Raw genomic sequence first — 22,272 nt, forward strand, 5'->3', positions numbered from 1 at the left:
ACCCGCTCAGTGCAACAGCGCTTTCACAACCCAGCTACCTTGCCGCCGTTAGCACCATTTCACATCCTCAACACGAACTCACCAATCACCACATCATCATGGCAGACCACAAAGGAACCGCCGCCTGGACCGGCGATATCAAAGGCAGCGGCACGCTCAGCACCGAAAGCGGCGCGCTGAACGCCCCCTATTCCGTTGGCAGCCGCTTTGAAGGCAAAGCCGGCACCAACCCCGAAGAACTCATTGGCGCGGCCCACGCCGGTTGCTACACCATGTACCTGACCAGCGTGCTCACCAAGCACGGCCACCAGGTCGAGAGCATCACCACCACCTCCACCGTCACGATGAATCCCAACAACGGCCATCCCGTTATCGAGCACATCCACGTGAGCACCGAAGGGCACGTGAGCGGCGGCAACATTACGGCCGAAGATTTCCAGCAGCACGCCGAAGACGCCAAGGCCAACTGCCCGGTTTCGAAAGCCCTGGGCGCCGTGCCCAAAATGACGCTGGAAGCGAAGTTTGTTGGGTAGTTTTTGCTACGAACGCATTTATATAGAACGTCATGCTGAGCTTGCCGAAGCATCTCTACCGGGCAACTAATTAATTTTAGTACCGCGGTGGCGTTGCCTCGACTCCGCTTCGCATGACGTTTTTAGTATTCCAACTCGGCATTATTGGCTGATGCAACGCCGTTTCTGCTTTCCGCACTAAATTTGCCCCATGCCCACTGGTACCACTCGCATTCGCCTGCGCCCCGCTAATACTTCCCGCATCCCTTTTTGGGGCCAATTAGCCATCGGCGGCTTCTGGCTTGCCTATGTTTTGTTCTCGATGTGGGGCGATAACAACGCCAGCGACTATCACTTCCTGCACTGGGTATTTCTGGTGTTCACCTTCGTGTATATCGGGTACGTGCTGGTGCACAACGCGCCCATTTTTGGCACCCAGAGCTACCTCGAGTTCACGCCCGGCTACATCGTGCACAAAGCCGGCCTGTTCCGTCCCAAGCAAGTATTTGCCGCTGAAAAAATAGCCGCGCTGGAACTACGCCCCACCATGCTGCGCGTGCAGCAAAAAGACGGTGAAGTCTATGCCCTGAACCTTCGGGAAGTGAAAGGCCGAATGCGCAAAACGCGCTTCCGGGAGCAGGTGCGGCAATTTGCCAGCCAGCACAGCGTGCAGTTGGTTGAAACCAGCGCCCCCGCAGCTACCGCCTAGCCTGCATCAACAGAACGGGGTAATAAAGACGCAATATTTTGCGTCCCGTCGTTGAACGGTGACCTAGCAGTACTAAGCTAACGGTACAGATGTCGAGACGCAAAATATTGCGTTTCTAACTCGTTCTCAACACCGTCGACCCTAGCTGCAAGTTTACTTCGCGAACTTCTTCCGCAGCTCGTCCACCTGCTCGCGGAATTTCTTGTCCGAATCCACCAAATCCGACACTGTTTGCACCGAGTGCATAACGGTGGTATGGTCACGGCCACCGAAATGAAAACCGATGGTTTTCAGCGTGTGCGCGGTGTGGTGCTTGGCAAAGTACATGGCCACCTGGCGGGCTGTTACTACCTCTTTTTTGCGGGTCTTGTCTTTCAGTAGTTCCACCGAGATGTTGAAATACGCGGCCACGGTCTTCTGAATGAAGTCCAGATTTACCTCAGCCTCCACTTCTTCAATGATGTGGCGCAGAGCCTGCTTCACCATTTCCAAGTCGATGTCGCGGCGGCTCAAGCTGCTTTGGGCTACCAGCGAGGCAATGACGCCCTCCAGTTCGCGCACGTTGGTGTGCACCGAGTTGGCGAGGTAGTCCACCACATGGTCTGGCGGAATGTCGATGCCGTCCTGCTCCATTTTATTGCGGATGATGGCCACCCGCGTCTCAAAATCGGGGCTTTGCACGTCGGCCGTCAGGCCCCACTTAAAGCGGTTTAGCAATCGGTCCTCCAAGCCCTGCAGGTCCTTGGGCGGCCGGTCGGAGGTCATCACTATCTGCTTGCCGGACTGGTGCAAGTGGTTGAAGATGTGAAAGAACATCTCCTGGGTCTTGCCCTTGTTAGCCAGAAACTGCACATCGTCCAGAATCAGAGCGTCGACTTGCAGATAGAAGTTAGCGAAGTCCTGCACCTGCGCGCGCTGCACGCTGTCGATAAACTGGTTCGTAAACTTCTCAGCCGACACATACAACACAAAGCGCTCCGGCGCCGTGGCCTTGATGTGGTTGCCGATGGCCTGCACGAGGTGCGTTTTGCCCAGGCCCACGCCACCGTACACCATCAGCGGGTTGAAGCTGGTGGTGCCGGGCTTGTTGGCCACGGCCAAGCCGGCCGAGCGGGCCAGGCGGTTGCAATCGCCTTCGATGTAATTGTCGAAGGTGTACGAGCCGTTCAGCTGCGACGGCACGAGGTTACCGTCCATCGGCCGGGCCGTGTCGAACGGGTTGCGCGGCGGCACCATCGTATCGGCCCCTTGGTTATTGATGCCAAAGTTGCCGCGGGGCGTGGTGCGCACCGCGCCCGAATTCACGTAGCGGGCCGAAGCCGCCCGCGCACTGCCCGCCAGCGGGTTGCCCATGGGCTGCAGCGGCGCTTGCGGCGCATCGCGCGGGTCGGGCGCGGCGGCTTTGCGGGGCGGGGGCAGGTGCAGGGCGCGCGGCGGCGTCTGCTCGTTGCCTTGGTCCACTACCACGCTGTATTCGAGGCGGCCATCGGGCCCCAGCTCCTGGAACAGGGCGCGGCGCAGCTCGTCCACGTAGTGTTCCTCCAGCCAGTCGTAGAAATAGGCGCTGGGTACCTGAATGGTCAGCACGTTGCCCTTCAGCTCAACCGGAACAATCGGCTGAAACCACGTCCTGAAACTCTGCTCCCCGATTTCCGCCGAGATGCTGCGTAAACAGCCAGCCCAAACCGTGCGAAAATCTTTGAGCATGAGTTATTTGAACGGTAACCGGACTCGAGTCCGGGGCAAAAAGAGTGATAAAACCAGCGGGCACGCGGCCGCCGGTTTTTATTAGAGGGGGACAAAATTGTGGAAAACTCTGCACTTAAAAAAGCCGAAATCAGCTTGTTTTTGTCGTGCTTTTAACAGGCTGCACGAACCGGCACTACTGAGGCACTTGCCAAACCGGCCCGCTTCGTTTTCGGCGAAAATTCATAATCCAGCCGTCCCAGGTTTATGCCGGACCAGCCCACTTGGTTTATCAGGGTGGGGCGGCCATCGGGACTGGCAATGGGTTCGGGCGCGTCCATGAACGTGTGGGTATGTCCGCCTAGTATCAGGTCGATGCCCGAAACCTGGGCCGCCAGCTTACGGTCATCAATTTTCGCGCTTTCGTACTTGTAGCCGAGGTGCGAGAGGCAAATAACCAGGTCACATTTCTCGGCACCGCGGAGCTGAGCAGCAGTTTCCTTGGCTTTAGCCACGGGGTCGAGGTATTGGGTCGCGCCAAAATTCTTGTCGCCCACCAGCCCGGCGAGTTGAATGCCCAGGCCAAACACCCCGATGCGGATGCCCTGCTTTTCGAACACTTTATAAGGCGCAAAACGGCCCGCTAACGGCGTTTTCGAGAAGTCATAATTGGCGACGAGAAAAGGGAAGCTTGCGTTGGGCAGCTGGCGCAGCAGGCCGTCCAAACCATTGTCAAAATCGTGGTTGCCGAGCGTGCTGGCATCGTATTTCATTTCGCTCATGAGCTTGTATTCCAGCTCGCCGCCGAAGAAGTTGAAGTACGGCGTGCCTTGGAAAATGTCGCCCGAATCAAGCAGCAGGACGTTGGCCTCCTTGCTGCGGATGTCTTTGATGAGGGCCGCGCGCCGCGCCATGCCGCCCAGCCCGGCCCACTGCCCGCCGTTGTCGGGGAAGGGCTCGATGCGGGAGTGCATGTCGTTGGTGTGCAGGATGGTGAGCTTGATGGGCGCTTTGGCGCTGGCGGCAGCCTCGGCGGAGTTGGCCAGGCCACCCAGCACGGTGAGGCCGGCGGTGCCGAGCAAGGATTGACGGAGAAAATCGCGGCGAGTAGTCATCGAGATAATTGAAAGGAGGGTCCTGCGCGTTATTGTTTCACCCGGCCTTCGACCTTGGCGGTCACGGGCTGGCCGGCCTTGGTGAGGCTGCGGACATGGTCGGCAATGGCGTTGCGGAGCAGCACGTTGGTGTGGCGGGGCTCGATGGCCTTGAAAAACGTCATGTTGTCGCCGCCCGAGGCCAGGTAATCGGAAATGGCAATGGGCCAGGTTCGGTTCTGGTTGGGGTCGAAGGGCTGGTTGCCGATGCGGATATCCTTGGGCAAACCGTCGAAAGTCACCGCGTAAGTAGCGCCGGAAACGGCCATTTTAATGCGGGCCGCAAACTCGAACAGCTGCTGCACCACCGGGCCGGGTGCGTCGAGCACCACCAATTCATTTTCAAACGGCATCAACTCAAACACGGAGCCCAGCGTGACCGGGCCGGCGGCGAGGCCGGCGCGCAGGCCGCCGTTGGTCATCACGCCCAGCGGCACGGTTTCGCCCAGCACCTGGCTGGCGCGGACACGCTGCAAGTCGGCCACGAAATTGGCCAATGGCGACTCGCCCGGGGTTTTCACTAACGCCACGGGCGCCGTGCCCAGCACCTCCTGCATTTGGGAAGTAACCTTGTCGTGGTAGGGCGCGATGATGGCCGCCACGGCGGGGTCCTCGGCCTGGGTTTTGCCAATAGGCTGGCTGGTGGCGGGCGCAAAACGCGCCGTGGGAGCGTAGGCCGCTCGCTGGCAACTCGTGGCAACGGCCACTACAACCAGCACCGAGGCTAAAGTAGTGCGAAAGGATTTTTGCAACATGAAAGCAGGAAGCGCTTGGTTTAATTTTTTACAAAGCTACGCCGTGTAGCGGGCGTGCCGGGTCTTCAGGTGCCGGCCCGGAGCCAGCTTCGATACGCACGCGGTATCTTTCGGCCTATTTTCAGTGGCGCCGGCCCCAAGCGTAGCCTTTGTAAATTCTGCCAAGAAACAGTCCATCTCCACTATGTCCGATACCCCGGTTGCCACGCCCGTTTCCTTTGCTGAGTTCCCGGCCGTGACCACTGCCGAATGGCAAGCCCGCCTGACCCGCGACCTGAAAGGCCAGGACCCGGCCACGCTGCGCTGGCCCTTGTCCGATGGCTTTAGCGTGGAGCCCTTTTACCACCGCGAGGCGTTGGCGGCACTGGGCGGCCCGCCAGCGCCCCTGCCCCACCCGCAGGCGCCGTGGCTGAACATGCCCACGTTCTCGGTACCGGCCGGCGACGGCCGAGCTGCCATTGACCAAGCCGCTGCTGCCCTTGCCACCGGTGCCGATGGCGTCCATTTTATCCTGACCGACGCCAGCACTTTTGCTGTGCATCACCTGGCCGAGCAACTGCCGCTGGCCGACACCTACATCGGCTACACCCTGGTGGCAGACCCGGACGTTCTGCTGGCCCAGCTGCTGGACGCGGCGCCCGGCACGGCCCTCCGCGGCTTTTTGCGTTTCGCGCCCGGCCCCGTGCCCGAGGGCGCGGAGCTGGCCGACTACCGCACGGCGCTGCGCCGCTGCGTGAGCCTGACCACTGGCATGCCCAATTTCCAGGCATTGGCCGTCAATGGCGCTTTTTTCGGCAATCGCGGGGCAACGGCCACGCAGCAAATTGCCTTCAGCCTCAATACCGCGGCGACCTTGCTGGCGGAGCTGCCCAACGACGAAATCAGCGCGGCGCAGGTGGCGGCGGCCATGCATGTGCACATGGTCATCACGCCCAGCTACTTTCCCGAAATGGCCAAGCTGCGCGCCCTGCGGCGGCTGTGGGCCACCTTGCTGCATGCCTTTGGCCTGCCTGCGAAGCTCAACCAGCGCCTGCGTATTCACGCCGCTACGGCTTCCTGGACGCAAACAACCCTGGACCCACACACCAACCTGCTGCGCCACACCACCGAAGCCATGAGCGCCGTGCTCGGCGGCGCCGATTCTTTATCGGTAGCGCCGTTCGACAGCTTGTTTGCTGAAGCCAACGACTTTTCGGGCCGGCTGGCGCGCAACCTCTCGGTGCTGCTGCGCGAAGAGTCGGGCCTGGGCCGGGTGCAGGACCCCGCGGCGGGGTCCTATTACCTCGAAACCCTGACCGACCTGCTGGCCCAGGAAGCCTGGGTGCTGTTTCAGCGCATGGAAGAAGCCGGGGGCATGCCCAAGGTTCGGGCGCAGGCCTTGGAAGAAATCAAGGAAATGGCCACCGAAACGTTCCGGCGCATTGCCAGCGGCCAGCAAGTCATTGTGGGCACCAACCGCTTCCAGAACCGCGGCGAGCAGTTCAGCTTCCACCCCAAGAAACTGCTGCGCTCGGCCAACTTCGACGTGACGCGCGCCGCTTATCCCACCGAGGTGCTGCGGCTGGCCACGGCGTTGCACTTTGAGCGCCGCGAGAAAAAGAGCAAACGCGCGGCCGTGGTGCTGCTAGGCTCCAACACCAACCAAGTGATTTTGGACACCTTCCTCAACATGCTGCTGCCCCACGAACGGCCCGAAATGGCAGCTAGTCATCCGGAAGGCACGTTGTCGCTGCTGTATTCGTCGCCCGAAGAAGCCACGCTCATGTACGCGACGCCCGAGCAGTTCCAGCGCTTCGCCCGCTTCATCTACCAGATACCGACGGAGAAGCAGGTGTTCATCCCGCCCACCCTGCTCAGTTCCGACATGCCCACGCTACAGGAAGCGGTGCGGGTGTTCGGCTTTCAGGAAATGAAAGTGCAGGGCTACACCACCGAACAAGTGCTGGACCGCATTCAAGGCCGGTAACACTAATTGAACGTCATGCAGAGCTTGAACGTCATGCAGAGCGCAGCGAAGCATCTCGCTCGCAGGCAGTGATTAGTGGAAGCACGCGAGATGCTTCGCTGCGCTCTGCATGACCATTTTCTGCCTGACGTTCTTAATTGCACGCTGAAATCCCACCCATGAAACCTGACTTCTCCACGATTTCCTACAACGCAGCCGCCGCGCCCAGCGCTACGTCCGCAGCTTCGGAAGCCGCTACGCTCACTCCGGAAGGCATTGCCATTAAGCCCGTGTACACGCCCGATGACGTGGCGGGACTCGACCACCTCGGGTTTGGGGCAGGCCAGGCGCCCTACCTGCGTGGCCCCTACGCCAGCATGTACGTGCAGAATCCGTGGACCATTCGGCAGTACGCGGGTTTTAGCACGGCCGAAGCGTCGAATGCCTTCTACCGCCGCAACCTGGCGGGCGGGCAGAAGGGCTTGTCCGTGGCCTTCGACCTGGCCACGCACCGCGGCTACGACTCCGACCACCCGCGGGTGCAGGGCGACGTGGGCAAGGCCGGCGTGGCCATCGACTCGGTGGAGGACATGAAAATCCTCTTCGACCAAATTCCGCTCGACCAGATGTCGGTGTCGATGACCATGAACGGGGCCGTGCTGCCGGTGCTGGCCTTCTACATTGTGGCAGCCGAGGAGCAGGGCGTAACGCCGGAGAAGTTGGCCGGCACCATTCAGAACGACATTCTGAAGGAGTTCATGGTGCGCAATACCTACATCTACCCGCCCGCGCCGAGCATGCGCATCATCGCCGATATTTTCAGCTACACGGCGGCGCACATGCCCAAATTCAACTCCATTTCCATCTCGGGCTACCACATGCAGGAGGCTGGCGCCACCGCCGATTTGGAGCTGGCCTACACCCTGGCCGATGGCCTGGAATACGTGCGGGCCGGCCTGGCGGCGGGCATGAAGATTGACGAATTTGCCCCGCGCCTTTCCTTCTTCTGGGCCATTGGCATGAACCACTTCATGGAGATTGCCAAGTTGCGCGCTGGCCGCCTGCTGTGGGCCAAGCTGATGAAGCAATTCAACCCAACCAACCCCAAAAGTTTGGCCCTGCGTACGCACTGTCAGACCTCGGGCTACTCCCTCACCGAGCAGGACCCTTACAACAACGTGGCCCGCACGGCCATCGAAGCCCTCGCGGCTGTGCTAGGCGGCACTCAAAGCCTGCACACCAATGCCCTCGATGAGGCCATTGCCTTGCCCACCGATTTCTCGGCGCGCATTGCCCGCAACACCCAGCTTTACCTCCAGCACGAAACCGAGGTGACCAAAGTGGTGGACCCCTGGGGCGGCTCTTACTACGTCGAGTCGCTGACACACGAGTTGGCCAACAAAGCCTGGGCCCTTATCCAAGAAGTGGAGGAATTGGGCGGCATGGCCAAGGCCATTGAAACCGGCCTACCGAAGCTGCGCATCGAGGAAGCCGCGGCCCGCAAGCAGGCGCGCATCGACTCCGGCAAGGAAATCATCGTGGGCGTGAACAAGTACCAGACCTTAGAGAAAACCGAGGTGGAAGTGCTGGACATTGACAACGACGCCGTGCGCGAAAGCCAGATTGCCCGCCTGAAGGACATTCGCGCTAGCCGCGATAATGTGGCGGTGAAAGTAGCCCTAGCCGCCCTAACCGAAGCTGCCGGAGTTCGCCTGAATGACCTGGCCGCCGACACCGACAAAGACGCCCACAACCTCCTCGCCCTGGCCGTGACCGCCGCCCGCGCCCGCGCCACCCTGGGCGAAATCTCCGATGCCCTCGAAGCGCAGTTTGGCCGGCACCAAGCCACCACGCGCACCGTATCGGGCGTGTATTCTCAGGAAATGCACCACAACGAAGCCTTCGAAAAAGCCCGCGCCGCCGCCGAGGAATTTGCGGCCCGCGAAGGCCGCCGCCCCCGCATGCTGGTGGCCAAAATGGGCCAGGATGGCCACGACCGCGGCGCCAAAATCATCGCCACCAGCTTCGCCGATGTGGGCTTCGATGTCGACATTGCCCCCCTCTTCCAAACGCCCGCCGAAGTAGCCCGCCAGGCCGCCGACAACGACGTGCACGTGGTGGGCGTGAGCAGCCTCGCCGCCGGCCACAAAACCCTGCTCCCCCAGCTGCTCACGGAGCTCAAGTCCCTCGGCCGCGAGGACATTCTGGTCATCGCCGGCGGCGTGATTCCGGCCCAGGACTACGCGTTTCTGTACGCGGCCGGTGTGGCCGGCGTGTACGGTCCGGGCACGGTCATCGCCACAGCCGCGCAGGAGATTCTGGCGAAGCTGGCGGAGTAATTGTCCCTCAGGCTTATCGAAAACTGAAGCGGTTTATTGACTAACTCGCTAACCCGTCATGCTGAGCGCAGCCGAAGCATCTCGCGTGCTTTAACTAATTCATTCAATTGGTTTCGCTCTTGCGGTAGAGATGCTTCGGCTGCGCTCAGCATGACGGACTGGGTAATATTCCCGAATTACAAAGTAGCTCCAACTTCAAAAAAGCCCGCCCTCTCCGGCGGGCTTTTTTGTACCCATTTTTGCTACTCAAATGATGAACGCAGCCATGCCCCTCTTCGCCGCCCTCGACCGCCTCAAAGCCGACCTTGACATTCTTCGCCCCCTAGCTCCCGAACAGGAGCAGCGGGTGATGCAAAAGTTTCGGCTCGACTGGAACTACCACTCCAATGCCATTGAGGGCAACTCCCTCACGTTGGGCGAGACCCGTTCCTTGCTTTTACATGGCCTGACAGCCGAGGGCAAGCCCCTGCGCGACCACCTCGACATCAAAGGCCACAACGAGGCCATTCTCGGCCTCGAAGAAGTGGTGCACGACACCCGGCCCCTCACCGAGCAGTTCATCCGCGAAATGCACAAGGTGCTGCTGGGCGAGGAGCACTACAAGCCCGCCCACACGCCCAGCGGGCAGCCTACTCGCCAGCGCATCGTGCCCGGCCAGTACAAGAGCAGTACCAACAACGTGCAAACCGCCACCGGCGAAACCTTCTTTTTCGCTACCCCTGAGGAGACGCCGGCCAAGATGCACGACCTTCTCACCTGGTACCGCCAGGAAACGGAAACGCCCACCCTGCACCCCGTGGCCCTGGCCGCCGAGTTCCATCACCGCTTCGTCAGCATCCACCCTTTCGACGATGGCAACGGACGCATGTCGCGCCTGCTGATGAACCTCATTCTCATGCGGCACGGTTACCCCATTACCGTCATTAAAGCCGACGAGCCCACCCGCAACCGCTACCTCGCTGCCCTTTCATCCGCCGATGCCGGCGACCCCGAACCCTTCCTCCGCTTCATCATCGAAAACGTGGAAGCGTCGTTACGGCTGATGATTCGCGCTGCCAAAGGTGAATCTATTGAAGAGCCCGATGACATGGATAAAAGGATAGCGCTGCTGAAAAAGCAAATTCAGAACAAGGAAGAATTTGGTAAAGCAAGTTGGAATCTTCTAACGCAAACTCGGCTCTACGATACAACTATCAGATATTGGCTAGAGGATTTAGGGCATGAATTTGCCCGAATTGATAGTTTGTTTGATGAAGTTAAAATCCGTCTTGAAGTACAGGATACATCCCACCGTTATTTTGAGGGGGCCTCGGGGCCCACTTTGTCAAAAGCATTGGAATTTGCCACCGATGCCTTCACTAATACCGAACGGTTAATTAGCAGTGTCAAACTGAGCTTTGAGTGGAGAAGGTTTTTGAGTTCGGCTATACCATTTAGTCAAGGTTCATACCTAGAATTGAAGTTTGACCAATATGATTACAATGCCACAGCTGCTGTTTACGAATACATAGACAATGGATTTGGCTGCAAGCCAGAGCAACTGTATCAAGCTAAGTATAGGAGTTCAACTGATGCGATACGCATCCATGGAATCAATCAGCAACTCGCTAGTAAAGTCCTCGATTTAATCGAAACCAAAGTAGCCGAAGCCGACTCCTCCCCTAGCTAACCCCAGGCCCGCCCCACTCGGCGGGCCTTCTTTTTGGTCCGAAGCCCGTCCCAGCCCTTCAGAAGCGGCTTCTCGGGCTTCCGATGGGGTTTCCCGCCGCTCCGAAGCAGGTTCTCGGGGCTCCGATGCGGGTTCCCGCCGCTCCTATGGGAGTTCCCAGGCTTCTGACGCTTCTTCCCGGGGTTCCGATGCGGATTCCCGCCAGCGGGAAAGGACATCGGAGGGGCGGGTAGACGCGTCGGAATAGGTATATTTCCGACTCACTATCCATCCATCATTTTCAGTCACATGAAAAAAGCTACCGCAGTGCTCCGGCACTACTCCGAACCCGATGCGACCATGCGCCAGAGCATGCGCACCATGCACGAACAATTCACCGCCCACCAAGCCACGTTTCAGGCCTTCAACCCGGAATTTGATGCCGCGTTCGGGCCAGATTGGCTGGCCGCCATCGACTTGGCCGACACCACCCCCGACCACACCGTGCGCGTGGGCGAGCTGATGGAAGACACCGCCGAGGTGCAGACCGTGATGGCCCAGGCCCAAAGCGCCTTGCAAAGCCTGTTTTATTTTGTGGGCCGGGCCTTCCCCAAGAACGCCGGCCGCCTGGCCACCTACGGCCGCACCACCTACGAAGCCGCCCGCGACAACCACGACAAAATGCGCACCCTGCTCCAAACCGCCTTCACCTCGGCCACCCGCGACCACACCGAGCTGGCCGCCAAGGGCTACGGCGCCGCGCAGCTCGCGGCCCTGGGCACGCTCGTGACCCAACTCGCCGACACCAACACCACGCAGGAAGTAAAAAAAGGCACCAACACCGAGGAGCACGAGCACTACCTCACCGTGCAAAACCTGGCCTACGGCTTCGGCCAGGAGGCCAGCGGGGCCGCCAAGGTGCTTTTTGCCGACGACAAAGCCACCCGCGACCTGTTTCGGCTGAGTGGCCGGGCCGCCAGCGGCCGCGAAACCCACGAGCTGACCGCCGCGCCCAACGGGGTGGCCGCCGTGGCCTTCACCACGCCGCTGGTGGCCACCACCCGGCTGCACCTGCGCCTGGCGGTGCCCAAGGCGGGGCAGTCGGCCACGGTGGGCCGGGTGCTGGCCGCCGGCGACGCCCCCACGCTCACGGTCACGCTCTCGGATGAAATCAGCGAGATGGACGTGCTGGCCGACCTCCTCGGGGCACCCGGCCAGGTGCTAATCGTGCAAAGTGGCGGCAACTACCCGGTGCGCGTCGAGCTGGAAGTGCTGGGGTAGCCCCAACTTCCGGAGTCCCCCCAAAAGTCCCCGTCCTGCCGAGCAAGGTGCTTGGCAGGACGTTTTTTCGGCTTCTTTACCCGCCCGTAGCCCCCTCGCCCATGCACGTTCTCAGCCAATTTCTCATCGGCCTGGTGGCCCTCATTCACCTCTACATTCTGTGGCTGGAGATGTTTGCCTGGACCACGCGCGGCCCCAAAACGTTCCGCTCGCTGCGGCCCGAGCTGTTTGAGCCCACCAAGGTGCTGGCGGCCAACCAAGGGCTCTACAACGGGTTTCTGGCCGCCGGCCTGCTCTGGGCGCTGCTGATTTCGGACCCGACCTGGCACCGCAACGTGGCCAGCTTCTTTCTGGGCTGCGTGGCGGTAGCGGGCCTCTACGGCGCGGCCACGGCCGGCAAGCGCATCCTGCTGGTGCAAACGGTGCCGGCGCTGCTGGCGCTGGGTGCCGTGTGGCTGGCCTGAGGCCGCGCCCGGCCGATACATGTACCCCGGCGGCTTACAAAATTGGCGCTGGCGGGTTTAGGCAGTTCATCTTCCTGCCACCCCTCATTTCAACGACCATGGATTTACAACTCACCGATAAAACAGCCCTCGTCACGGGTTCCACTGCCGGCATTGGACTGGCCATTGCGCGCCGCCTCGCCGCCGAGGGTGCCGCCGTCATCATCACCGGCCGCACCGAAGCCCGCCTGGCCGAAGCCCGCGCCACCATTTTGGCCGAAACCCCGCAGGCCCAGGTGCGCGGCGTGGCCGTCGATTTCGGCAAGGCCGAGGAAGTAGCGCACTTGCTGCGCGAAGTGCCCACCGTGGATATGCTGGTGAACAACGTGGGCATCTTCGAGCCCAAGCCCTTCGCCGAAATCCCGGACGAAGATTGGGTGCGGTTTTTCGAGGTGAACGTGCTGAGCGGCGTGCGCCTCTCGCGCCAGTATTTCCCGCTGATGCTGGCCCGGAACTGGGGCCGCATCCTGTTTATTTCGAGCGAATCGGCCCTCCAGATTCCGCAGGAAATGATACACTACGGCACCACCAAAACGGCCCAGCTCGGCGTGGCACGCGGGCTGGCCGAGCTCACCAAGGGCACCGGCGTCACCGTCAATTCGGTGCTGCCCGGCCCCACGGCGTCGGAGGGCGTCGATGAGTTCATCCGGCAGCTGGCCGCCGAAGGCAAAAGCAAAGAGGAAGCCGAGCACGACTTTTTTCAGCACGACCGGCCCAGCTCGCTGCTCCAGCGCTTCATCACCACCGACGAAGTGGCCAACATGGTGGCCTACCTGTGCAGCCCGCTGGCGGCGGCCACCAACGGCGCCTCGGTGCGCGTAGACGGCGGCGTAATCCGCAGCATCGGCTAACGGCGCCGCCCGGCTAACAGCGCCTATCGGGTTGCGTAGCGCGCTTGCGACACGGCCCGGTAGGCGTTCAGGCGCCCGTAGCCATAGTAAGGGTCGCGGCCGGGCTTGCCCAGGTCGTCGGCCGAGGCGCGCAGGATGGCTTCGACGCGGGCGGGGTCCAGCTGGCCGCCGTGCTGGCCGATGACCAGGGCGGCAATGCCGCTGGCGTGGGGCGCGGCCATGCTCGTGCCGGCCAGCCAGGAGTAGCTGCCGTCCTTGTCGGTGCTCAGCACCATGTCCATGGCGTAGGTGGGCATGTAGTAGCCGAACATGGTGGTCGTCTCACTGAAATCGGGGTAGCTGAAATCGCCGCCCGGCGCGGCAAACATCACGGCGGGCGTACCGAAGTTGGAATAGGAAGCAAAGCGGTCGAGGTTGGTGGTTTGCGTCGCCTTGCCCCAGCCCACGGGCCCGGTGGCCGCAATGGCAATCACGCCCGTGGCATCGGCCGGAATGCGTATCCAGGACTGGTCCTTGTTCCCGTCGTTGCCGTCGTTGCCCACCGAGGCAACGAGGGTAACGCCGCGTTTGCGGGCGTAGCCGGTGGCTTTGTTCAGGGCCACCACCAGTTCCTGCGTGGCCTTGGTGTTGTTGATGACGCGGCCTTGCTCGTCCAGGTACTTGCCATTGCGCGGCAGCGCGGCCATTAGGCTCATGTTGATGACGTCGGCCCCGTGGTCGGCGGCGTAAACGATGCCGTTCATCAGCCAGGAAAAACTTCCCTGGCCGGCATCGCTGAGCACTTTCACCAGCAACAGCTTGGCCTTGGGGGCCACGCCAATCACGCCCAGGTTGTTGTTGGCGGCGGCAATGGTACCGGCCGTGTGCGTGCCGTGGCTATAAGAAGGGCTGCGGTGCTGGGCATCCTGGTCTTCGCCGGGCAGCGTCACAAAGGAAACGCTCCCGATAACGTTGGGCTGCAAATCGGGGTGCGTCAGGTCGAAGCCTGTGTCGAGGTCGGCCACCACCACGCCCTGGCCCTGGGCGCCGGCGTTCCAGGCAGCAGGCGCCTGAACGGCCGTCAGCCCCCACTGAAAAGGCAAGAAGGGATTGGAATAAGCATTTTCGGAGTAGTAGCCGCCGTGCGAAGCCGGTAGCGCCACGGCCCGCTCGTGCTGCCCGTCAAACGCCTGAAACGAAACGTCGTTTATCACCGAGCGCACACCTGCAATCCGGCCTGCTTTGTCGGCAAAGCGGGGGTCGTCGGAAGTGGCCACGGCCAGCCCGGCTTCCCCGAGCAAGGACGTCACGGTGCCGTTGGCGCGCTTGGCATCGGCGGTAAAATTGGCCGGCAACCGGTCGCCCGACGCAATGATGATGTAATGGTTGGAGCGAAACTTTACCGTTGGCTGGGCCTGGGTAGCAGCTTGGGATGCGGTAGCAGCCAGCGGCGCGCGCGGGCTTACATGCTCTTTGTTGCACCCGAAAGTACCGAGAAGCCCGAGGCTGAAAATGGAAAGGGTAATGCGCGTAGAGATACCGGTAAACATAGGATATTTGGAAAGATTGAATATTAAATTTCCGCTACCCCGTGGCAGCGGCAGCGTATTCCAAGTTAGAAACTTCGCCAATCATTACCCAACTATTTTTACACTTTGTATTGATTTCGAACTATTTTTCTTCGACAGACAAGGACATAACCCGGCGCTATCGGCCAGCTTAACAGTAGCTAGTAGTCAGTTACATTCGGGAAGGTTGGCCGGCATTTTTCTGCTGGTTCTCGAAGTAACTTAGCATCGTTTCCAATCGGCCCACTCCTCTTTTCGTGCAACCGCTGCGTTTGCGCCTGTTACCGGTCCTTTGCCACCAAGCTGGCGGCAGACTCTTTGGAGGTAATTGACTTATTTTTAACTCGTGATTCCAACCGTACATTACTTCAGCAACGTGGCCGCGGTCATCTCCTACGCCCCGGCCGGCTACGTTCGGCTCGATTGGCAGCCGGTGCCCGCCTCCGCCTCCGAGTTGCGCTCCATCTACGAGCACGTGCTGCGGGCCATGCAACACCACCGAAGCACGGCCCTGATGTCGGTGCACAACCAGCGCCCGCCCATGCCCGCCGACGTGCAGGAGTGGCTCACCCAAACCTGGATTCCCCGCGCCGTGGCCGAGGTGGGCTATGGCCGCTGCGCCATTGTGGAAGCAACCATGCCCCTTAGCCGGCTGGCCGCCCGCGCGGTGGGCATCGGCCTGAAAGGGCAGTTGAGCTACGAGTTTTTCGCGACCGACACCGAAGCCGATTCCTGGCTGCGGAAGTAGCCGGCCCTGGGGCTGAACCGGTGGGTTGGCAACTGCTCGCGATGCCGCTGACAAATTATTTTGGGTGGAGGCAACCCCCGCTCGCGGGTGTGCATCTGGCGCGGTGGTACCGGCCTTACTCGTGCGAGGCCCGGGCCGCAGCGCTTTTCTCTGCACGGTTCACCCTTTCTGCAATGTTCAAAGCAATGTTTCCCCTCCTGGCCAGCGCCTTGCTGGTGGGCAGCGCGGCCCGCGCTCAAGCCCCGGCCGCCGAGGTGCAGGCCCTCACCACGCGCCTCAACCAGCTCATGCGCAACTCCGGTGCTGAGAACAACGGCATGGCCTTTGTGTCGCTGGCCAATTGCGGCCTGAAGCAAACCGTGCGGAAATACCGCACCCCCGACGACCGCAACTCGGGCAACATCTCGGTGAGCAGCAGCAAAAAAGGCAGCAGTTGGGGCCTCAAAACCGACGACAAGGTGCAGTTTGAGCTCAACCTCGCCCTGGAATGGAGCGAGGTCGGCTCGGTGTCGTACGCCCCCAAAACCAATGAAAAAGGCGGCGGCCGTTACTACGACGTAACCATCCGGCGGCGGGCCAAAACCAACGGCGAAGAAGCCTCGGGCATTGCCGACACCATTTCGCTGGCCTTGCACACGGACAATGAAAAGGAGGTTGCATCCCTTGTGAAAAAGCTCGACGCCGTGCGCCGGCAGTGCAGCGGACGCCAAGGCTAAACCCTCCACACGGGCCACCCCGCTCCTGCCGCAGCAGCGGGCGAGGTGGCCCATTTAGTTACGAAAGCAGGGCGAGGGCTTCGTCGTTGCCTTGCTGCAGGGCCAGGCCGCCGGCAGTGAAGCCGCGCGCATCGGGAATGGACTGGTCGGCGCCGGCTTCCAATAGAATTTTCACGAGGTTGTTGCGGCCAAAGAGGGTGGCAAACATGAGGGCCGTGCCCCCGTTGCCGTTCTGTAGGTCGAGGTTGGCGCCGTGCCGGATGAGGAGTTGGGCAATTTCGGGGTAGCCTTTGAAGCTGACGCCCATCAGGGCCGTGTTGCCGCTCACGTCCTGCACGTTGGGGTCGGCGCCGGATTCGAGCAGGAATTTGGTGGCGTCGAGGTGGTCGTCGTAAGCGGCAAGAATCAGGGCCGAAAAGCCTTTGCCGTTGGTCACGTTCACGTCGAGGCCAGTGGCGAGCAGTTCCTGCAAGGCTGCCACATCGCCGCGGCGGGCGGCATCAAACAGCAAGTCTTCGGGGCGGGAGGAAGTAAAATCCATAAGTAAATGTGAAAATGGGGCCGTCGACAACAGCAGCCAGCCTGAACTGCCGGCGCCGAATGCCAATGGCAAGTAGTACTCAAAACGTGCCACTAAGTTTGCCTCTGGTCGCTAAAACCAGAGCAGCACCACCAGCACCAGCACCGTTAATAACCCGCTTACGGAAGCGGTGTTGACGACGGTTTCGGGCGAGCGGCCGGGCCACACGCCCACGGCCGCCACCAAGCCGAGCAGCAGCGGCAGCAGCGCAAACGTGCCGTAGATGGTGCCGCCGTGCGGCCGGAAGGGCGCGGGGCCATCGGGTGAGCCCGGCGAACTCACGTACCGGACCACGCCCAGCAACGGCGTTTTCCAGACCGTGATGCGCTGGTTTTCGCGCACCCGGTGCCCGATGCTGCTGGGTAGCCGAAACGAAGTGTGCTCGGTGTGCACCCGGTAGGCAATCTGCGGGTCGGAAAGCGCCGAGGACACGGCTACTGGCATGCGCGAGCGCACGGTTTCGTTGGCAAATTCGCGTTGGGGCAAGGCCCAATCAAGGGCTAGCACCAGGCAGCAGAACAATAGGGCCGCGTTGAGGCTGCGGCCCACCCGGGCGTAGCGAAACAGCCGGTCGTCGGTGCGGGCATACGGCGTGGGGTCTTCGGGCTCCTGGGCCAGCAGCAGGTCGTAGGCAAGGCGCCGGTGGGGGTTGCCGAGGATGTCGAATCCGGTTTCCACCTCGGCCAGTCGGGGTTTCATGGCCCGGTCGGTGGCCGCCAAGCGCTTGAAACGGGCCCGCTGCCGCGCATACGCCTGCTCAATTTGAACAGCCGTGGCCGTGGGGCCTATGCCCAAAACGCGGTAGTAGTTCTGCATAAGCCAAGCGCGGGAGTTTCCCTAAAATAAGGTCTTGGTCGCGAACTAAAAAACGTGGCCAAGCTGACACTATTGCACATCGGTACTGGGAGCGGCGCTTCCGGCCGGCCCGCAGCCCAACTGCTTGGGGACCCCAGTAATTGGTTTCCAGCGCCCAGCACCTTACTTAGCAGGGCTGTTTTCTGGTCCAGCCTACCTTTTCTTCACTTTTGTCCTTGGCTCACTCCTCGGCCCGCATGAACGCATCAACGGAATGGAGCACGCTGGAAGTGGCGCAAGTGCGCGGCCGCTCGCGGCTCATCGCCTGCAAAAGCATTCAGCCGCTGAAGGTTTTCAACCCCGCTGCCGCCAGCCCGGCCAGCCACGTGGTGCTCTCGAGCTACGGCGGCGGCATGGTGGCCGGCGATGCCATCCGGCTGCACATTGCCGCGCAGCCCCACACCCAGCTGGTGGTGAGCACACAGGCCAGCACCAAGATTTTCCGCTCGATAGACGGCGCCGTCGCTGAGCAGCACACCACTGGTGACCTGGACGAAGGGGCCCTGGCTGTGGTTTTTCCCGACCCCGTGGTGCTACAGGCCGAAAGCCGCTACCGGCAAGTGCAGGAATGGAACTTGCAGCCCACATCGGTGCTGCTGCTCGTCGACTGGTTTCACTCCGGCCGCATGGACCAAGGCGAACGGTTTGCCTTCACGTCGCTACACTCAGAGCTGCGCGTGCGGGTGGGCGGCCGGCTGGTGGTGCTGGATAAATTCGCCTTCACCCCCGGGGAAAACATTGCTACTTCACCGGCCAACTTCGCGGGGTATCAAACCTTCTTCTCCCTCTTTCTGGTGGGCAGCCCCGAAGATGCGCGCTTTCAGATTTTGACGGCAATGCTGGCGCGGCAAAAGATGCCCGGCAGCCTCGGGCCGCACTTCAACATCAACAGCCAGGAGTGCGTGGTATCGGTGACCCAAGCGCGGGACAATGTGTGGGTGTTGCGGGCCGCCGCGCACAGCCGCATGGCGCTGCAGCCGTTGTGCGAGCAGATTCTGGCCGCGCTGGCCAGTGAGGAACTGCTGGGGTATAACCCGCTGGCGCGGAAGTACTGATGTAGCGTGGACTCTGCGAGTCCGCGTGTGGCGGCGCAGTTAAGGCGCGGACTCGCAGAGTCCACGCTACATATTACCGTCGGTCTTCCCTTACGGCGGCCAGCGCCCGCGCCTTAGCCGCTTTGATGTGGCTGATAATCTCATCCAACCCATGCCCATCAATGGCGCGTGCGAAGAGAAACGGTCCTTCGCCGCGCATCTTTTTCGAATCGCGCTCCATCACGCCCAAATCAGCCTTGATTAAGTCCTTGAGGTCGATTTTGTTGATTATGAGCAAGTCTGACTGCGTGATGCCGGGGCCGCCCTTGCGCGGGATTTTATCCCCGCCCGACACGTCGATGACGTAGATGGAATAGTCCACCAGCTCGCGGCTGAAATGGGCGGCTAGGTTGTCGCCGCCGCTCTCCACGAAGAGGTAATCGAGCCCGTAATCGAAGCGCTGCATGAGACCTTCGAGTGCATCCATGTTCAGCGAAATATCCTCCCGAATGGCGGCGTGCGGGCAGCCGCCGGTTTCCACACCCACAATCCGGTTTTCATCCAGCGCGCTGTGACGGATGAGGAATTCGGCGTCTTCGCGGGTGAAAATGTCGTTGGTCACCACGCCCAGCTCGAACTCGTAGCGCAGCCGTTCGCACAGGGCTTTTAGCAGCGCCGTTTTGCCGGTGCCCACCGGCCCGCCGATGCCCACTGTGAAGGCTCTTTTGCGAAAGTTGCGGTAGCTAGGCAGCCGGCGCGTTTCGCGTTCGTTGAAGTCGCCGGGCGATTCGTACGCTTCGTGCTGATGGCCGTGGAGGAGCAAGGCGAGTTTTTCGACAAAAGCCATGGGCAGTAGCGCGGACTTTTAGTCCACGAATAATTTGGAATAATATGGACTCGCGGACTAAAAGTCCGCGCTACTTAGTTCTGGAAAAGCTTGGAGTAAATGTCTTCGTGCAGCACCTGCGCGGCATCGAGCAAAAACGCCGAGCGGGTGGCCTCGCCATACTCCTTTCCCACCTGCGCCGCCAGAATGTGCTCGAACACCGCGTAGAAATCGTGTTGCAGCTGATGCCCTTCCAGCGGCCCCAGAAATCCGAGTCGAATGGCGGCGCTGAGCTGGTCGCGCAGCAGCATGTGCAGGTACATGGCTTTTAGCTCCTCCAACCCAAAACCCACACGCTGCAAGGCCAGCGTGAAAACCAGTGTGAAATGCGGCGGGATATTTTGCGCTGTGAACCATTGGGTAATGGTTTCCAAAGCAGCTTCCGGATAGAAAGTGGCCAGCAGTTTCAGCCAGTTGCGGCCCTGCACGGCGCTGGCTTTGTAGAGGGCGGGCACCAGCAATTGGGCATCGTATTCTTCGGCTACGGCTTGAAACTTGGGACTCTTTTCGGTGAGGTGGAAGGCTGAATAGATGAAGGGTAATTCGGCGCTGCCGGCTTGCTGCAGGTAGGAATACAGGTAATTCCGCAACGCAAACGGTGTGTTCACCAGCCCAAACGTGATGCTGCTTTCCAACCCATAAGAATAGGCAAAAGAGCCGGTGGGAATGGCCGAGTCGACGAGGTGCAGGAGGCGGGCGAATTGCATGAGATGTAGCGCGGACTTTTAGTCCGCGAGTGGGACTGACTGACTGACTGACTCGCGGACTAAAAGTCCGCGCTACATTAAAACAGATTATACAGCTGCGCCAGCGGCAGCACCTCGGCCGGCTCGCACGTCAAATGCACCCCATCCACCATCACGCGGTACGTCTCGGGGTCCACCGAAATATTGGGCAAATAGTCGTTCAGCGCCATATCCTTCTTCCCAATATTCCGGCAATTTTTCACAGCTACTACTTGCTTCGTTAACCCATAATCAGCCCGCACTCTTTCAACCGAAGCCCCCGATACGAACACCATCGAACTCTTCCCAATGGCGCCGCCCAGCGCGCCGAACATGGGGCGCGAGAACGAGGGTTGCGGCGTGGGAATGGAGGCGTTGGCGTCGCCCATCTGGGATTGGGCGATGATGCCGCCTTTGAGAATCATTTCCGGGCGGGCGCCGAAAAAGGCAGGTTTCCAGAGCACCAAATCGGCCAGCTTGCCGATTTCAATGGAGCCAACTTCGTGCGCGATGCCGTGGGCGCGGGCCGGGTTGATGGTGTACTTGGCCACGTAGCGGCGCACGCGGAAGTTGTCGGCCTGGCCGGTGGCGGCGTCTTCGGGCAGGGGGCCGCGCTGCTGCTTCATCTTGTGGGCCGTTTGCCAGGTGCGGGTGATAACCTCGCCCACCCGGCCCATGGCCTGCGAGTCGGAGCTGATGATGCTGAGCGCGCCCAGGTCGTGCAGGATGTCTTCGGCGGCAATGGTTTCGCCCCGGATGCGGCTTTCGGCGAAGGCCACGTCTTCGGGAATGTTGCGGTCGAGGTGGTGGCAGACCATGAGCATGTCGAGGTGCTCGTCGATGGTGTTCACCGTGAAAGGCCGCGTGGGGTTGGTGCTGGAGGGGATGACGTTCGGCTCGCCGCAGATTTTGATGATGTCGGGCGCGTGGCCGCCGCCGGCGCCTTCGGTGTGGTAGGAATGGATGGTGCGGCCCTTAAACGCGGCCGTGCTGGTTTCCACGAAGCCGCTCTCGTTCAGCGTATCGGTGTGGATGCAGACCTGCACGTCGTATTCCTCGGCAATGCTCAGGCACATGTCGATGGCCGCCGGCGTGGTGCCCCAGTCTTCGTGCAGCTTGAAGCCCAGCGCCCCGGCCTCGGCCTGCTCGCGCAGCCCCTCGGGCTTGGAGGCGTTGCCCTTGCCCAGGAAGCCGAAGTTGAGCGGGTAGGCCTCGGTGGCCTTCAGCATGGTTTCGAGGTAGAACGCGCCGGGCGTGCAGGTGGTGGCGTTGGTGCCGGCCGCCGGCCCGGTGCCGCCCCCAATCATGGTGGTCACGCCGGAGGCCAGCGCCTCCGGTATCTGCTGGGGGCTGATGAAATGGATGTGGCAGTCGATGCCGCCGGCGGTGAGCAGCTGGCCTTCGCCGGCAATGACTTCGGTGGTGACGCCCACCACCATGCCGGGCGTCACGCCGGGCATGATGTGCGGGTTGCCGGCCTTGCCGATGCCCACAATGCGCCCGCCCTTGATGCCGATATCGGCCTTGAAAATGCCGGTGTAATCGACCACCAGCGCGTTGGTGATGACCAAATCCAGCGCATCGGCCGGGCCGATTCCTGCCGCCTGGCCCATGCCGTCGCGCAGCACCTTGCCGCCGCCGAACTTGCATTCCTCGCCGTACACGCAGTAGTCGCGTTCAACTTCAATCAGCAGGCCGGTGTCGCCGAGGCGCACCCGGTCGCCGGTGGTGGGGCCGTACATGTCGGCATACGCGCGACGGGAGATGGGGAGGGACATATTTTAACCTTTAGGTATTG

Annotated in this window: 20 protein-coding genes; 11 read left to right on the forward strand and 9 right to left on the reverse strand. The window is 61.2% G+C overall.

Translation table 11 applies throughout. The annotated features are described in order from the left end of the window. Nucleotides 1–98 precede the first annotated feature (98 nt). A complete protein-coding gene (locus I2I05_RS12690; RefSeq protein WP_196282625.1) occupies nucleotides 99–533 on the forward strand; it encodes an OsmC family peroxiredoxin in 435 nt (144 codons plus the stop codon). Nucleotides 534–723: 190 nt separating this feature from the next. Beyond that, entirely contained in the window at nucleotides 724–1,221 is a 498-nt protein-coding gene (locus I2I05_RS12695; RefSeq protein ID WP_196282626.1) for a hypothetical protein, read from the forward strand. Between the two features lie 153 nt (nucleotides 1,222–1,374). Here the strand turns inward: I2I05_RS12695 and dnaA are convergent, their stop codons facing one another. The 3 genes from dnaA to I2I05_RS12710 form a co-directional block, all read right to left on the reverse strand. Further along, nucleotides 1,375–2,928 carry a chromosomal replication initiator protein DnaA gene (gene dnaA, locus I2I05_RS12700; protein WP_196282627.1) on the reverse strand — a complete coding sequence of 518 codons (1,554 nt, stop codon included), beginning with the start codon at nucleotides 2,926–2,928 and terminating at the stop codon, nucleotides 1,375–1,377. A 152-nt stretch (nucleotides 2,929–3,080) separates the two neighbouring features. Next, the gene (locus I2I05_RS12705) at nucleotides 3,081–4,022 is read right to left on the reverse strand and encodes a bifunctional metallophosphatase/5'-nucleotidase (protein ID WP_196282628.1); all 942 of its coding nucleotides are present in this window, start codon (nucleotides 4,020–4,022) and stop codon (nucleotides 3,081–3,083) included. A gap of 29 nt (nucleotides 4,023–4,051) precedes the next feature. Next, nucleotides 4,052–4,816 (reverse strand): 5'-nucleotidase C-terminal domain-containing protein, encoded by a 765-nt coding sequence (locus tag I2I05_RS12710; protein WP_196282629.1) that lies wholly within the window; start codon nucleotides 4,814–4,816, stop codon nucleotides 4,052–4,054. Nucleotides 4,817–5,000: 184 nt separating this feature from the next. Between I2I05_RS12710 and I2I05_RS12715 the strand changes: the two genes are divergently transcribed. The 6 genes from I2I05_RS12715 (at nucleotide 5,001) to I2I05_RS12740 (ending at nucleotide 13,383) form a co-directional block, all read left to right on the forward strand. After that, complete coding sequence (locus I2I05_RS12715) at nucleotides 5,001–6,782, forward strand: methylmalonyl-CoA mutase family protein (RefSeq protein ID WP_196282630.1); 1,782 nt, start codon at nucleotides 5,001–5,003, stop codon at nucleotides 6,780–6,782. A 158-nt stretch (nucleotides 6,783–6,940) separates the two neighbouring features. After that, nucleotides 6,941–9,100 carry a methylmalonyl-CoA mutase gene (gene scpA / locus I2I05_RS12720; protein ID WP_196282631.1) on the forward strand — a complete coding sequence of 720 codons (2,160 nt, stop codon included), beginning with the start codon at nucleotides 6,941–6,943 and terminating at the stop codon, nucleotides 9,098–9,100. A 250-nt stretch (nucleotides 9,101–9,350) separates the two neighbouring features. Beyond that, nucleotides 9,351–10,769, forward strand: coding sequence for a Fic family protein (locus tag I2I05_RS12725; protein ID WP_196282632.1), 1,419 nt, complete (start codon nucleotides 9,351–9,353; stop codon nucleotides 10,767–10,769). 288 nt (nucleotides 10,770–11,057) lie between these two features. Then, on the forward strand, nucleotides 11,058–12,029 hold the full coding sequence (locus tag I2I05_RS12730) for a hypothetical protein (protein ID WP_196282633.1): 972 nt from the start codon (nucleotides 11,058–11,060) through the stop codon (nucleotides 12,027–12,029). 101 nt (nucleotides 12,030–12,130) lie between these two features. Beyond that, nucleotides 12,131–12,493: a DUF1304 domain-containing protein gene (locus tag I2I05_RS12735; RefSeq protein ID WP_196282634.1), complete on the forward strand. Its 363-nt coding sequence runs from the start codon at nucleotides 12,131–12,133 to the stop codon at nucleotides 12,491–12,493. Between the two features lie 98 nt (nucleotides 12,494–12,591). After that, nucleotides 12,592–13,383 (forward strand): SDR family NAD(P)-dependent oxidoreductase, encoded by a 792-nt coding sequence (locus I2I05_RS12740; RefSeq protein WP_196282635.1) that lies wholly within the window; start codon nucleotides 12,592–12,594, stop codon nucleotides 13,381–13,383. Between the two features lie 23 nt (nucleotides 13,384–13,406). On the opposite strand, the gene I2I05_RS12745 is transcribed toward I2I05_RS12740, so the two are convergent. Then, entirely contained in the window at nucleotides 13,407–14,912 is a 1,506-nt protein-coding gene (locus I2I05_RS12745; RefSeq protein WP_230688313.1) for a S8 family serine peptidase, read from the reverse strand. 364 nt (nucleotides 14,913–15,276) lie between these two features. Between I2I05_RS12745 and I2I05_RS12750 the strand changes: the two genes are divergently transcribed. Beyond that, nucleotides 15,277–15,678, forward strand: coding sequence for a hypothetical protein (locus tag I2I05_RS12750; protein ID WP_196282636.1), 402 nt, complete (start codon nucleotides 15,277–15,279; stop codon nucleotides 15,676–15,678). A gap of 185 nt (nucleotides 15,679–15,863) precedes the next feature. After that, nucleotides 15,864–16,394, forward strand: coding sequence for a hypothetical protein (locus I2I05_RS12755; protein WP_196282637.1), 531 nt, complete (start codon nucleotides 15,864–15,866; stop codon nucleotides 16,392–16,394). Between the two features lie 58 nt (nucleotides 16,395–16,452). Here the strand turns inward: I2I05_RS12755 and I2I05_RS12760 are convergent, their stop codons facing one another. Together I2I05_RS12760 and I2I05_RS12765 are read right to left on the reverse strand one after the other, a co-directional pair. Continuing rightward, on the reverse strand, nucleotides 16,453–16,935 hold the full coding sequence (locus I2I05_RS12760) for an ankyrin repeat domain-containing protein (protein WP_196282638.1): 483 nt from the start codon (nucleotides 16,933–16,935) through the stop codon (nucleotides 16,453–16,455). Nucleotides 16,936–17,046: 111 nt separating this feature from the next. Next, nucleotides 17,047–17,790, reverse strand: coding sequence for a J domain-containing protein (locus tag I2I05_RS12765; protein WP_196282639.1), 744 nt, complete (start codon nucleotides 17,788–17,790; stop codon nucleotides 17,047–17,049). 209 nt (nucleotides 17,791–17,999) lie between these two features. Between I2I05_RS12765 and I2I05_RS12770 the strand changes: the two genes are divergently transcribed. Continuing rightward, entirely contained in the window at nucleotides 18,000–18,884 is an 885-nt protein-coding gene (locus tag I2I05_RS12770) for an urease accessory protein UreD (RefSeq protein ID WP_196282640.1), read from the forward strand. Nucleotides 18,885–18,957: 73 nt separating this feature from the next. On the opposite strand, the gene ureG is transcribed toward I2I05_RS12770, so the two are convergent. The 3 genes from ureG to ureC form a co-directional block, all read right to left on the reverse strand. Then, the gene (ureG, locus tag I2I05_RS12775; RefSeq protein WP_196282641.1) at nucleotides 18,958–19,710 is read right to left on the reverse strand and encodes an urease accessory protein UreG; all 753 of its coding nucleotides are present in this window, start codon (nucleotides 19,708–19,710) and stop codon (nucleotides 18,958–18,960) included. 74 nt (nucleotides 19,711–19,784) lie between these two features. Continuing rightward, the gene (locus I2I05_RS12780; protein WP_196282642.1) at nucleotides 19,785–20,456 is read right to left on the reverse strand and encodes an urease accessory protein UreF; all 672 of its coding nucleotides are present in this window, start codon (nucleotides 20,454–20,456) and stop codon (nucleotides 19,785–19,787) included. Nucleotides 20,457–20,533: 77 nt separating this feature from the next. Beyond that, nucleotides 20,534–22,252 carry an urease subunit alpha gene (ureC, locus tag I2I05_RS12785; protein WP_196282643.1) on the reverse strand — a complete coding sequence of 573 codons (1,719 nt, stop codon included), beginning with the start codon at nucleotides 22,250–22,252 and terminating at the stop codon, nucleotides 20,534–20,536. Between the last annotated feature and the right edge of the window lie 20 nt (nucleotides 22,253–22,272).

Source organism: Hymenobacter jeongseonensis (genome assembly GCF_015694725.1).
GTDB classification, from domain to species: Bacteria; Bacteroidota; Bacteroidia; order Cytophagales; family Hymenobacteraceae; genus Hymenobacter; species Hymenobacter jeongseonensis.